The organism is Arthrobacter sp. FW306-2-2C-D06B, from assembly GCF_021789175.1.
Lineage (GTDB): Bacteria > Actinomycetota > Actinomycetes > Actinomycetales > Micrococcaceae > Arthrobacter.
The window spans coordinates 1,369,889-1,382,387 of sequence record NZ_CP084560.1; the positions used below are offsets into that span (position 1 = coordinate 1,369,889).

The 12,499-nt window shown below is 63.1% G+C and carries 11 protein-coding genes; 7 read left to right on the top strand and 4 right to left on the bottom strand.

Annotated elements, in window-relative coordinates:
• The first annotated feature begins 478 nt into the window (after positions 1–478).
• On the top strand, positions 479–1,888 hold the full coding sequence (locus tag LFT47_RS06490; protein WP_236816350.1) for a polysaccharide deacetylase family protein: 1,410 nt from the start codon (positions 479–481) through the stop codon (positions 1,886–1,888).
• Positions 1,885–3,264 (top strand): glycosyltransferase family 2 protein, encoded by a 1,380-nt coding sequence (locus LFT47_RS06495; protein WP_236816352.1) that lies wholly within the window; start codon positions 1,885–1,887, stop codon positions 3,262–3,264. The genes LFT47_RS06490 and LFT47_RS06495 overlap by 4 nt, the downstream gene beginning before the upstream one ends.
• Before the next feature lie 128 nt (positions 3,265–3,392).
• Here LFT47_RS06495 and LFT47_RS06500 read toward each other — a convergent pair whose 3' ends face one another.
• Complete coding sequence (locus LFT47_RS06500; protein WP_236816354.1) at positions 3,393–4,130, bottom strand: hypothetical protein; 738 nt, start codon at positions 4,128–4,130, stop codon at positions 3,393–3,395.
• Positions 4,131–4,158: 28 nt separating this feature from the next.
• Between LFT47_RS06500 and LFT47_RS06505 the strand changes: the two genes are divergently transcribed.
• The 5 genes from LFT47_RS06505 to LFT47_RS06525 all read left to right on the top strand — a co-directional run bounded on the left by LFT47_RS06505 (position 4,159) and on the right by LFT47_RS06525 (position 9,739).
• Positions 4,159–4,374 (top strand): hypothetical protein, encoded by a 216-nt coding sequence (locus LFT47_RS06505; RefSeq protein ID WP_236816355.1) that lies wholly within the window; start codon positions 4,159–4,161, stop codon positions 4,372–4,374.
• Positions 4,375–4,912: 538 nt separating this feature from the next.
• A complete protein-coding gene (locus tag LFT47_RS06510) occupies positions 4,913–7,567 on the top strand; it encodes a helix-turn-helix transcriptional regulator (protein WP_236816358.1) in 2,655 nt (884 codons plus the stop codon).
• Between the two features lie 122 nt (positions 7,568–7,689).
• Positions 7,690–9,024 (top strand): SufS family cysteine desulfurase, encoded by a 1,335-nt coding sequence (locus tag LFT47_RS06515; RefSeq protein ID WP_236816360.1) that lies wholly within the window; start codon positions 7,690–7,692, stop codon positions 9,022–9,024.
• Entirely contained in the window at positions 9,021–9,533 is a 513-nt protein-coding gene (gene sufU, locus LFT47_RS06520) for a Fe-S cluster assembly sulfur transfer protein SufU (protein WP_236816363.1), read from the top strand. The genes LFT47_RS06515 and sufU overlap by 4 nt, the downstream gene beginning before the upstream one ends.
• Positions 9,534–9,601: 68 nt before the next feature.
• Positions 9,602–9,739 carry a hypothetical protein gene (locus tag LFT47_RS06525; protein WP_236816364.1) on the top strand — a complete coding sequence of 46 codons (138 nt, stop codon included), beginning with the start codon at positions 9,602–9,604 and terminating at the stop codon, positions 9,737–9,739.
• Between the two features lie 389 nt (positions 9,740–10,128).
• Here the strand turns inward: LFT47_RS06525 and nhaA are convergent, their stop codons facing one another.
• The 3 genes from nhaA to LFT47_RS06540 form a co-directional block, all read right to left on the bottom strand.
• On the bottom strand, positions 10,129–11,436 hold the full coding sequence (gene nhaA / locus LFT47_RS06530) for a Na+/H+ antiporter NhaA (RefSeq protein ID WP_236816366.1): 1,308 nt from the start codon (positions 11,434–11,436) through the stop codon (positions 10,129–10,131).
• 184 nt (positions 11,437–11,620) lie between these two features.
• On the bottom strand, positions 11,621–11,842 hold the full coding sequence (locus LFT47_RS06535; RefSeq protein WP_236816367.1) for an SCO4848 family membrane protein: 222 nt from the start codon (positions 11,840–11,842) through the stop codon (positions 11,621–11,623).
• A gap of 1 nt (position 11,843) precedes the next feature.
• Complete coding sequence (locus LFT47_RS06540) at positions 11,844–12,341, bottom strand: DUF2505 domain-containing protein (RefSeq protein WP_236816368.1); 498 nt, start codon at positions 12,339–12,341, stop codon at positions 11,844–11,846.
• Between the last annotated feature and the right edge of the window lie 158 nt (positions 12,342–12,499).

Here is a 12,499-nt window from a genome sequence, read left to right on the forward strand (position 1 = left end):
CCATTTGACCACGAACAGATCGGATTCGCCCCTGCCCCGCCCGGGGTTTTGATCCCGGTGTTTTTCGCGCGAAGCGCACGAGTAGTGGCGCTGTCCGGACGTCAAGGTTGAGTGTAAAGACGGGTAGAGCCTACTCGTGTCCGTCGCCGCCGCAATTCATACGCTGATGGTGTCAGTTGGTGGAGGGCAACGGGGGAAAGACAGGTCTCACAATGGAAACGGACGCTCTGGTCCGAGCGGCAACAGGACGCGGCGGATTTATCCGAGAAGGCGTTTACCTGGAGTTCGAGCCTGCTCTTGGGGGATTCAGCACGGTCCCTCCCATCGATCCTGCGCCGAGTGACGGCGCTGCCGGACGGCAGCGCGCCCTCATAGAGAGGGCCCCTGAGCGGGGGCCGGTGGTGAATAAGCCTTTGAGACCGAGGCTTCCCCCAGTCGCCACCGGCCCCTTCAGGAACCGCGGCAGCGCGGGTTGGCGATGAGTCCCCGGGGGAAGGGCATCGCATCCGGCCCGCTCCGCACGTCGAGGAAGCGGGTAGGCCTATGGGCTGCCTCTTGGGTGTCGGTGCTGCTCTTGTTGACGGGCGCCACATCGCTGATCAACGGAAGCCAGGCTCCCTCCGCATCCGGGACCGCCAACCCCACACCTTCTGCCGCCCCGCTCTCATCCGTCAGCCTGACGTTTGATGCGGGCCGGTCAAGCCAGATGGAGGCGGCCCGCATCTTGAAGGACCACGGCCTCCGGGGCACCTTTTTCATCGACTCCGGCTTTGTTGGCGCGCCTGACTACATGACAACGGACAATCTCCACAGCTTGGCCGCTGATCAGAATGAAATCGGTGGCCATACGGTCACCCTTGCCGATGTGACCTCGATAGAGCCGGACGAAGCCTCGAGGCAGATCTGCAACGATCGGGTGAACCTCACGGATTGGGGCTTCAAGGTCACCTCTTTTGCCTATCCATTTGCGGCTTCAACGCCGAAGTCGGAAGAACAGGTCGCCGGATGCGGCTACAACAGCGCGCGTGGACTCGGTGAGATAACCACCCCGATCGACTGCACGGGCTGCGCGGCCGCGGAAACTGTCCGCCCAGCCGACCTGTTCCGGACAAAGGCAACATCGGAGGTCGGCAGCAAGTGGACATTGGCCGACCTTGAGGCGACAGTAACGCAGGCCGAAAAGGCCGGGGGCTGGCTGCAGTTGACCTTCTACGACATCGACAGCAGCGGCAGTCTCCGCTCTATCAGCCCCGCGTTGTTCGAACAATTCGCCACTTGGCTGGCGGCCAGGACCCAACAAGGGACCATGGCTGTGCGGACGGTACATGACGTGATCGGCGGCGTGGCGAAACCCGTGGTGGACGGTCCTGCGGCGGCGCCGGCAGCACCTGGGAAGAACGCACTTCGGAATCCGGGGCTGGAAACCGCTGGAAAGTATGGCTTGCCGCAATGCTGGCAGGTATCGTCCTATGGCAAGAATGCCGTGGTCCTGAGCACCTTGACTCCGGGACACAGTGGTGCGGTGGCCCGTCGCCTGGACGTGAGCGAATATTCGTCCGGTGACGCGAAACTGCTTCCCGTCCTCGATCTGGGAGCGTGCGCTCCGAGCGTGAGCGCCGGCCACAGCTATTCGCTCAGGGCGTGGTACCAGTCCACTGCAAAGACCCAGTTCGAACTGTATTACCGCAACAAGCTGGGCACGTGGACCTACTGGACGGCCAGTCCGTGGTTCGCGGCCAACACCAGTTATGAGCAGGCGATCTGGGATACGCCGCCCGTTCCGGCAGGAGCCGAGGCCATCAGCTTTGGAATGAACCTCTTCAGCGATGGCCAGCTTGCTACCGATGATTACGAAATGTACGACACAGTGGGAGCTCCGTCGCCGTGATAGTTCTTTCGATCTTTTTGGTTCTGGGGGTAAGCACGATCTTTTGGTCGATTGCCGGGCTGGTCCGCCTGACCGGTGAGGAGTGGTGGCGGGTCCAGGGGTTGTCCTCCCGGATCCGCAGGTGGATCGCCCTGCTGCGCGGCGGCAAGGTGCCGATCCCTCGACGTCAACGGGCCCGCCATCGTTCGAAGGGGGTGCGGATCTACGCGGCGAACGTCGCGGTCCTCGTGGCCGCACACAACGAGGCTTTGGTCATCAGGGAGACAATCCTCGCTGCGTCCGCTTTGGTCCCGCGACGCAACATCCACGTCGTTTCGGACATGTCCACTGATGACACGGCCGCCATTGCGCGGGCCGCAGGTGTGAAGGTCCTTGACCTCGAACCGAACCGTGGCAAGGCAGGCGCACTCGCCGCGGGCATCGCCCATTTCGATCTGTGTAGGCGGTTCAAGGTCGTCATGCTCCTGGACGCAGACACCCGCCCGACGCCGGACTACCTCGAAACCGGGCTGCCGTTGTTTGACGATCCCACCGTGGTCGCCGTCGCGGGACGCGCCAAGTCGATCATGAGCCCGGCGCCTCCGACGGCGATCGGCCGCTTCCTGGTGGCGTACCGGGAGCGTTTGTACATTGTGGTCCAACTGCTGCTCAAGTATGGCCAGGCAGCGCAGGGCGCCAATGTCGTCTCCATTGTGCCTGGATTTGCCAGCATGTACAGAACCAGCGCGCTCGCAAAGATAGAGGTCCTGGCGCCCGGACTGGTGATCGAAGACTTCAATATGACGTTTGAAATCCATGCGAAGAAACTGGGACGGATCGCGTTCCATCCCTCCGCGGCTGTTGCGTACACCCAGGATCCGGACAACCTGAAGGACTACATCAAGCAGGTGCGGCGGTGGATACTTGGTTTCTGGCAGACCGTCAGGCGGCACGGCCTGCAGTTCAGCAGATTCTGGTTTGTCCTGGGACTGTACATTGTTGAGCTCGTAGCCAGCTGCCTCTTCTTCGTGCTTCTGGTGCCGGCATTCCTGCTATCTTCCCTCGCTGCGGTCGAAGTGTGGATTTTTGGCAATCGATCGGAAGTTTTTATCTTCCTGTCGGGCGTTCTTCGGCCTCAGGACGTTCTCATCGGAGTCTTCCTGCCGGACCTCTTCCTGACAGTCCTTGCCGCTGTTTCGATGCGCAACCCGCGCTTTCTGTTGATGGCGCCCTTCTTTCCGCTGATGCGGATCCTGGACGCGGTCATCTGCCTCCAGGTCTTGCCCAGGGCGTACTCGTCGAATTCCTCGGGAGTCTGGGTCAGTCCCGTCCGGCGGATCCAACGCCAACCCCAGGAAATCGCGACGCCGGGGCCTTCCGTAGTGCGGACAGGCTAGGGCACAGTCGTTGGCCTCGTAAGCGGACATGCGGACGCCCATGCCAGGCAGCCATTGCGGCTGTGTGGCATGGGCGTCCGACGCTCCCGGAGGGCGTAGCGTCCTGCGGACCCGCAGGTCCCGCGATATTAGTTGGCAACTCCCGAAGTGGTGACAACGTTGAGCCACGGACCGGCGGGCACGCTGGCGCGATCAACGAAACGCCACGATACATGGTCATTGTCGCCATTTAGCTCGGCGAAACCGAGGCAACCGTTCAGGGCAGGGGAAACGTCCATGCCTGCACCCTGGCTCGGGTCGCCCGAGAAGGACTTGTTGGCGGGACGGGCGTTGTTCGCACCGAACACGTAGGCGGAATCGTGGTAGAGCGAACCGCTGGAGGGGCCGGCATCTTCAACTTGTCCGTAGCAAACGCCGCCGTTCGGGCCGGTGATCTGGACCCATGCGTTCTTCATGTAGCTGTAGCTCGAATCCGCGCAGTGGTTGACGCCTGTTTTGGCGTTGTCCGCTGCTGCCCACGGAATCACTTTGCAACGCTCGGCGAAAGCGACGCTGTCATTGACGTCGTCGTAAGGCAGATCCAAGTAGAACGGGTTCTGCAAAGGCTTGGCCTGGTGCAGCGGGAAGTACCCGTTGCTGGCTACGCGCTGTTCCGTGGCGCACTGGAAGCTCGTGCCGGTGCCGGAACTGACTCCGTCACAACCGCCGTAGGTGCTGCCTGGGCAACCGCTCGCGCTGGACGGAGTGGTTCCCATGTTGACGCCGGTGTGCTGCAAAGCCCACTGGCCGTTGTAAGTGGAGCAGACCTGGGAGCCGTCCGAGAGGCTGGCGTTGAAGATCTCGCCGACCCAGAAGGTGGTGCTCACGATGTTGGTGTGCAGGGGATAAGTTCCCGTGACGGGCAGGGGCGCTGCCGTTGGTGCGGGCGCGCCGGCGGCTGTTGCGGCTGGAGCCGGTGCGGCTGGAGCGGGAGTGCTCGACGGCGCCGCGGCCGGAACATTGCTGGGCGTCGGCGTCGGCGTCGGTGCCGGCGTGGCGGTCCGCGTTGGCGCGGATGAAGCGGAAGGCGATGAGCTCGGCCGCGAATATGAACTGCGGTCGCCGGCCTGATAGGAGGATTTGTGTGATGACTGGACAGCTGAGATGGTGGCGAACCCGCCGAAGGCAAGGAGCGCCACGGCGACGAGTGCTGTGAACAGGTGTTTCATATTTTGGGTGACATATCTGTTGGGGACATAGACATACGAGACCTGGGCAATGGATAGGGCGAACTGCAGCTGAACACGCCGCAGTGCCGTACACGGCCAAATGGCGTGCACGACAGAGTTGTCGGGAAAATCGGCTGCGCTTCAACTCCCCAGAAGTAGCCAGCCGGAACTTACTCTTGCGGCACCAGCTTACACAGTCAGATCACGGAGCGGTAACAGAGGAGGTAAATCCGGCGGGAATGCCGGGCTGGAAACGGGCCCTTGGTACCTCGCGGGGAGGCTCCGTGGAGCCGGGATGGTTCGTGCAAGTAGCCCCGGAAAACCAAGTAGTTACCACTCAATCCAGGACTGAAACCCGAAGGTAACGTGTGGAAATGACACCGGTCCGTGCCACTGCCGTCAGGAACGTGTGTCCGGCGGCCCGATGATGAGACAGGACCATGGACGATACCGAAGGGACCCACACCCCGCCCCCGATCATTCGGGCAGCGGAGCTCCAGGAGATTGTCATTGCCTTGTCAGGGCCGGAACCGGGCGGGATAGTCATCTCGGGGCCGGGGGGCTCCGGAATGACCACCCTCTTGGACGCAGCGGCTTCAGTGCTGAGCGGTTCATTCAGCGTGATCGCCCACAACGTCTCGGAGTCATTCGCGGACATTCCGTTTGGAATCGCCATGGCACTTGTTCCGGATCTGCCGGCCAGGGCCAAGGTGCGGCCGGGTTCCATCGTGGCGGCTTGCCGCAAGGCAGTGCGTGGCGCAGCGACACCCGGATCCGCTGCCTTGCTGGTCCTGGACAACATAGATTTCCTGGATGACATGTCTCTTTGGCTCCTGAGCCAGTTGCTTGTTGAACCGGACATCCGCCTGATTGCCACCCACCGCTCGGACCGTCCCTTGCGGATGGAACTCATGGAATCCGTGGTTTCGCGGCAGCTGTCCGTGGTGACGCTGGACGATCTCACGCAGGAGCAGCTCCGCGAATTCCTTGATGATCGCCTCGGCGGACGCGCTGCCCGCAGCCTGGTCCGGGACATCCATGCCCTCACCGGAGGAAACCTGCAGACCGCGAAGTTGCTGCTGGACGAAGCCGCTGCGCGTGGCGAGATCGTGGAGCAGGCCGATTCGTGGATGTTGTCCGGACCGATCCGCCTGGACGGCTCGCAAGCGCTCGAGCTGACCCGCCACCGGCTTGAGGGCTATTCCGTACCACAGCGGCAAGTCGTGGACATCCTGGCAGTGGGGGAGCCAGTACCGCTGGCCGTCCTTGAACAACTTGGCCAAAAGCGGGCGATCGAAGCGCTGCGGGCCGACGGAACGATCCGAGTCCCGAACGACGGCCAGGAGACGGCAACCCTCAGCCACGCCATCGAAGCGCGGCTGGCCCGGCAGCAGCTGGGACCTGAACGGATCCTCGAACTTCGACGGAGCATCTACGCGACGAGCTCACCCGTTGCTGATGACTCGCTCTGGACGCTGTTCCGTCGAGTGGACCTTGAACAGGCAAGCGGTCTGCCGGTGCCCGACGCTGATCTTTTGACCGTGGCCATTACCGCAAACGATATCCACGACAATCGGAGGGCCCGGCGGGCCGCGGAAGCGGTGCGGGCACCGGAGCTCGAACTGGTTGCCGGCGTGGAACTGGCACGGGCGCTTTACCAGACAAGGGATTTCCCCGGGGCGGTGACGGTCCTGAAGGGTTTGGTGGCAAACACCCCGGACGTCCTGACCGTGGACTTCGCCCACGCGGTATGGCTTCTGCTGCATGCCCTTTTGCCGACATCGCCCGGGGCGAGTGTCCTGCAGGCGGTCCTCCAGGATGCCCGACGGCGGCTGGAGGCTGCCGCCGTCGGCATCCAACCGGGCGAGCCAGCCCATCTTGGCGAGTCTGCAGTCCGGGACGAACTGGACGTTCTCCAGCTGTATCTGGACGCCCAGAACGGTAGCTGGCCTTCAGCCAACGGTGAGCTGTTCCAAAGGCTTGCCCATAGCCAATTGGTTGATCCTGGAATGCGTACTGAGGGCCATCCACCACCGCCCACCCAGGCTAGCGTGCTGTTGATGGCGCTTGTCTCCCAAGGGCTGGCCGTCAGCGGACGGTTCGCGGACGCCGTCGCTCTTTCCACGCTGGCCCTTGAAGCCGTGGGGCGGCTGCCACGGTGCCCCGTGGACTTCCACTCCACTGTGCTGACGATCCACGGGTCCAATCTGATCTGGCGCGGGCAATGGGGTGGCCCGGAAATGTTCTGCGCCGGCAGTTCAAGCTTCAGCAACCGGATGAGCTATTTCGGCGGGTCTGCGCATCTCTACAGGGCACTCGTACTTGCCAGGCAGGGGAGCCTGGAACTGGCATGTGAACAGTTCCGGCAAGCCAAGGCCCGGCTGGATGAAGCCGACCCTGAAGGGCTCCTCCCCCCGGCCCTCGGCGGACTTGCCGCGGCTTCGTGGTTGCTGGGCGACGTCAATCAGGTACGCCGAGCACTGGCGGCCTACGATTCGAGGTCCACCGGAGGGAACTATCTTGCCTCGCAGCTAGCCGAAAGCTATTCGTCCGCCGCCCGGTCGGTGCTGATTGGCGCTGAGCACTCGCACCGGAAACTGCTCCAACTTGCCGGGTCTGCCGCCAAGAAGGGGCACCGGGCGCTTGAAATGTTGAATCTCGGCCTGGCGGCCCGTACCGGCAGCCGGGGAGACCGACAGCTGGGGGCCGGAGTGTCCGAGCTGGTGTGGAGCGTCGAGTCCGGCATGCCGTCGGGACAGGAAGCAGGACAGGAAATGGGAACAGGACAGCTCAGCATAGGTGAACCTCAGCAAGGGTCAGACGAGGAGGAGGCTTTCGTTTTCGACGAGCCCCGCCCGGCCAGTCCGGAGGCCGGGTCCTCGGTCCTTCCCGGCGTCGTCAAACTTTCCCAGCGCGAACGCGAAGTGACTGCCTTAGTGGCCTCAGGCCTAAGCAGCGCGGAGGTGGCTGCCCGATTGGGTATCGCCGTGAACACGGTCAACGCCCACCTGCAGCGGGTTTACGGCAAGCTCGGAGTGTCACGTAGGCAGAAGCTTTCCGAACTGTGGGATGAGTTGGCGAAGCCGGAGGAGTAGGGCCAACGCTCCGCGGATGAAGGCAGAGAAGCCGATTAGTGGGACAATTACTAGGTGACGCCGCCACTTCTGGCGGTCAGCCGCTGGCGATTGCCACGTAGTCCTAACGAGGAGCACCGGTTTTGACAATGGTTTCCACCCCCGCGTGGGGAGATGCCCAGGTTTCCGCACTCGACGACGATGAAGTCCGTCGCATCCGCAACGACTTCCCCGTTCTTGGGCAGGAAATCAATGGCAAACCGCTGGTCTACCTGGATTCGGGCGCGACCTCGCAGAACCCCCGGAGCGTGCTTGAGGCTGAACAGGAATTCTATGAACAGCGGAACTCAGCCGTCCATCGCGGCGCGCACCACCTTGCGGTAGAGGCCACGGACGCCTTCGAAGACGCGCGTGCCACCGTGGCCCGTTTTGTGGGCGTGCAGGACGATGAATTGATCTGGACCGCCAACGCCACCGCAGGGCTGAACCTCCTGGCCTATTCGTTTTCGAACGCCAGCGTGGGCCCGGTGGGCGGGGAAGCCGGGCGCTTCGCCCTCAAGCCGGGCGACGAAGTGCTTGTCACCGAAATGGAACACCACGCCAACCTGATCCCGTGGCAGGAACTGTGCCGGCGGACCGGAGCGAGCCTAAAGTACATTCCCCTCGACGGAACCGGTGCGCTGCGTCTCGAGGAAGCAGCACGCCTCATGACCTCGCGCACCCGGATCCTGGCCTTCACCCACACTTCCAACGTGCTCGGGAACATCAACCCCGTTGACGTGTTGGTCGGAATGGCGCGGCAAGTAGGCGCGTTGGTGGTCCTTGACGCCTGCCAGTCCGCTCCGCACCTCCCTTTGGACTTCAAGGCCATGGACGTGGACTTCGCCGTGTTCTCCGGCCACAAAATGCTGGGTCCCACGGGAATCGGCGCGGTTTATGGCCGCAGCGAACTGCTCAATGCCATGCCCCCGTTCTTGACCGGCGGTTCCATGATCACCACCGTGACCATGGAGGAAGCCCAATACCTGCCTGCCCCGCAGCGTTTCGAGGCCGGAACCCAGCCTATTTCGCAGGCTGTCGCCCTCGCCGCCGCAGCGAACTACCTTAGCGAAACGGGAATGCAGCGGATCGCCCTTCGTGAGGCGGAGCTCGGCCAACGGCTTGTTACGGGCCTCAGCGCCATCGAGGGGGTCCGTGTGCTGGGCCCCCGGCCGGGGGAAGAACGGACCGGTCTTGCCGCGTTCGATGTCGGAGGAGTGCACGCTCACGACGTCGGGCAGTACCTCGACGACCTGGGCATCGCTGTCCGCGTGGGCCACCATTGTGCCCAGCCCTTGCACCGCAGGCTGGGTCTGAGCGCCTCCACGCGGGCCAGTACCTACCTCTACACCACATTCGAGGAAGTCGACCTTCTGGTGGAGGCCGTTGCCCAGGTCAGGCCTTACTTCGGGGTAACCGCTGCCGGAGCCGCATCATGAGCGGCCTGGATTCCCTGTATCAGCAGCTGATCCTCGAGCATTCCAAGGCCCGCAGCGGCGGAGACCTTGCCAAGCTTCCGGCCGACGGAACGGGCGACCCCGCCACAGGTCAGAGCCACACAGGTCAGAGCCACCAGCTCAATCCCATTTGCGGTGACGAAATCACCCTCCGGCTGAGTCTCGGCACCGCCGGAGACGGGCAAGCTGTCACGGGAATCCATTGGGACGGTGACGGCTGCGCAATTTCGATGGCGTCGGCGTCCATACTCAGTGAATTGGCACCGGGCATGTCCCCGGGGACCCTTCGCCACACGATCGATCATTTCCGGGAATTGATGCGTTCGCGCGGCAAGCTGGAAGCGGATGAGGAACTGCTCCAGGACGCTGCCGCGCTGGCCGGCGTTGCCAAATATCCTGCCCGGGTAAAGTGCGCCATGCTCGCTTGGGTTGCTGCGGAGGACGCGCTGCGCCAGGCTGAGGCGAGCCAAGGGGTGTCCCAGGCTCTCTAATGCGGGTGGTTCGAGGTCGAGTACCGTCCACTCTATTTCGGGCAGTCATCCGGACTTAGCCTCGAAGCATGATTACCTTGGAGAGCCGGCGCGAATGGCGCCAGAGCCAGCACCGGGTCCGCCGGGCGGAATTCGTGGTTGTGGGAATGTTGCTGGCCCTCGTAGCCGCGACAATTCTTGCCGCCGTCGCGGGATTCGTGCAGTAAGGGCCGAATTCTTCAACGCGGCCATGCTGCGGCGTTCACGGCCGCCTATATATACGTTGGGAAATGTACGAGGCAAAGAAAAGCTCGGACCCGAAAAACCGGTCCGAGCTTTTTTGTACCGTTGGCCTAGTCATCGCATCATTTGGGTACCGCTGCGATGAGCACCGAAATCGACATGATACCGAGAATTGCCCAAACATAGATCAATGACCAGTTCTTCTTCTCTTGGGCTTTCCTGTGGGCCCCATGCCACACTCGTTCCATACTATTCGCGTCCATAGCAGCAAGGTATTCCTGCCGATACCGCCCAAACAGCGTGCCAACCACCCCACTTGAAAGCGGCATTACTCCAATTAAAATGGGGGCTACTCGTATGCCGCCCCGGCACGTCACGCGCGGATAAAAACGTCAGGCACGCCATCGCCGTCGTCGTCTCTTTGTTCCTCCCACGCCACGTTGCGGTAGTGCCGGTTGCGGGCTTTGAGCACGACGGCGGCGAGCACCGCCGCGGCGAGGGAACCGGCGAGGATGGCCACTTTCGCGTGGTCATCGTGCGGGGACCCGCTGCCGAAGCCCAGCTCGGCGATCAGGAGGGACACGGTGAACCCGACGCCCGCCAGCATGGCGAGCCCAGCGATGTCGATCCAGGCCAGGCCGTCATCCAGCCGCGCCCGGGTGGTCTTGGTGATGAGGAATGTGGTGCCGAAGACTCCTGCCGTCTTGCCTGCCACGAGGGCCAAGATAATCCCTATGGCTACCGGGTCGCGCAGGGCAGCTCCCAGTCCCTCGGCGCCGCCCAAGGCCACGCCGGCGGAGAAGAACGCGAAAACGGGTACGGCAAAGCCGGCGGAGAAGGGACGTAAGCGGTGTTCGAAGCTTTCGGCGAGGCCGGCCGCAGGCTCGCCCTTCTTGCCTGAGGCCACGACGGGCACGGCGAATCCGAGCAGGACCCCGGCGACGGTGGCGTGGATTCCCGAGGCATGGACGAAGGCCCACGTGGCTGCTGCCAGGGGGAGGAGGAGGTACCAGCTGCGGACACGCTTCTGGACCAGAAACGCAAAGAGGGCAAGCGGCACGGCGGCCGCCAGGAGCATGAGGGGCTCGAGGCCGCTTGAGTAGAAGAACGCGATGATGCCGATGGCAATCAAGTCATCCACCACTGCAAGTGTCAGCAGGAAGGTCCGCAACGCCGCAGGCAAATGTGTGTTGATGACCGCCAGGACGGCCAAAGCGAAGGCGATGTCAGTGGCTGTCGGAATGGCCCAACCCTTGAGTGTTTCCGCGCCCGAGCCGAAGTTGATGACCACGTAGAGGAGCGCGGGAAGGACCACGCCGCCCACCGCTGCCGCCACCGGGACGATCGCTTTTGCTGGCTTCCGCAGTTCCCCTGCCACGAATTCACGCTTGAGCTCCAGCCCCGCGATGAAGAAGAAAACGGCCAAGAGCCCGTCCGAGGCCCAGTGGCCCAAGCTCAATTCCAGATGCCAGGGAGCGTAGCCGATCTTGACATCGCGCAGTGCGAAGTAGCCATTGGCAAGGGGTGAATTTGCCCAGACTAGCGCGGCCACCGTGGCGGCGAGCAAAAGTGCGCCACCAACTGTTTCAGTGCGGAGAATAGCCAGGATCCGTTGGTACTCGGGAAAGCTGGAGCGGCTGAAAACCTTCGAAGGGGCAGCGGGGTGCGGGCGGTTCGCCATGTGGCTCCTTGGGGAGTGTGGGGTCGACAAAACTGTTGCCGACCAGACTTCCCGGCGCACCTGTATTCCATTTTAGCGGAAGGCGCACCCACCCCGCCGGACCGCCCCAACTAACTCGCATTTGTTGTCGTTATGAGGCGTCAAAACGACAACAAATGCGAGTTAGTTGGGCCCGGAAGGAGCGTTAGGTGAGGAGCGCCGTGATCCCTATGACCGCGGTCGCGAGTCCGAGCACCATCGAGATGGCGACCAACACAACGTGGACAGTGAGGAACTTCGTGGCTTTCCCGTTGGCGTCGCGGGCGCGCGAGTCTGCCATGACGCGGCGCAGGAACTGCGGCCAAACGATCAAGGACCACGCACCCGCGATGATCAGCACAATCGACAGCCCGGCTGCCAGCTGCACGCTAGTGGCTTTCGAGCCAGGCCTGGGCCTGCTGGGACTGTATGTTCAAGGCCTTGCCCACCATCGGTTCGGCTGCGTCGGCGATTTTGCCGCCGAGGAACGGAACCGACGACGTGACGGCACCTTCGAGCTCGACGCGGGTGTTGCCGCCGTCGGCCACCAGGCTCTGCACCGCGGTGACATCCAGCGGGGCGCCGGAGATCTTCAGGGAGATGTTGCTCGTCCGGGAACCATCGGCCGTCGGGGCGTCCCACTTCTCGGTCTGGGTGACGGTGAGCTTCTCGCCCACGAACTTGCGGGCGATCTCCGGGAGGCGCGTGGTGGGCAGGGTGCGCACCGTTATGGTGGTGAAGGCGCCGGCGACGTCGCCGTCGATCTTGAATGATTCCAACGTGCCGCCGACATACTCGCTCGTGTGGCGCAGGAAGTCTTCGTCGATGAAAGTGGCGGCTACGCGGTCGACGCTGTAGGCCAGGGTGGTGGATGCGTTCAGGGCCATGGGGGTCCTCCGTGAATATCTCGGTTGAAAGCTCTTGCGGCTCCCAAACATCCTACGGTGTGGGCGGGGTAGGCTAGGAACGCCCCGGGATTCGAGAGAATTTCGGGTTTTCGTGCTGCCTTCCCTATCCGACTTCCCTCTTCCGAGGAGTGCCAACC

Coding starts and splice junctions, on each gene's coding strand:
- LFT47_RS06490 (WP_236816350.1), top strand. CDS start 479: ATGAGTCCCCGGGGGAAGGGCATCGCATCCGGCCCGCTCCGCACGTCG.
- LFT47_RS06510 (WP_236816358.1), top strand. CDS start 4,913: ATGGACGATACCGAAGGGACCCACACCCCGCCCCCGATCATTCGGGCA.
- sufU (WP_236816363.1), top strand. CDS start 9,021: ATGAGCGGCCTGGATTCCCTGTATCAGCAGCTGATCCTCGAGCATTCC.
- LFT47_RS06525 (WP_236816364.1), top strand. CDS start 9,602: ATGATTACCTTGGAGAGCCGGCGCGAATGGCGCCAGAGCCAGCACCGG.
- nhaA (WP_236816366.1), bottom strand. CDS start 11,436: ATGGCGAACCGCCCGCACCCCGCTGCCCCTTCGAAGGTTTTCAGCCGC.
- LFT47_RS06540 (WP_236816368.1), bottom strand. CDS start 12,341: ATGGCCCTGAACGCATCCACCACCCTGGCCTACAGCGTCGACCGCGTA.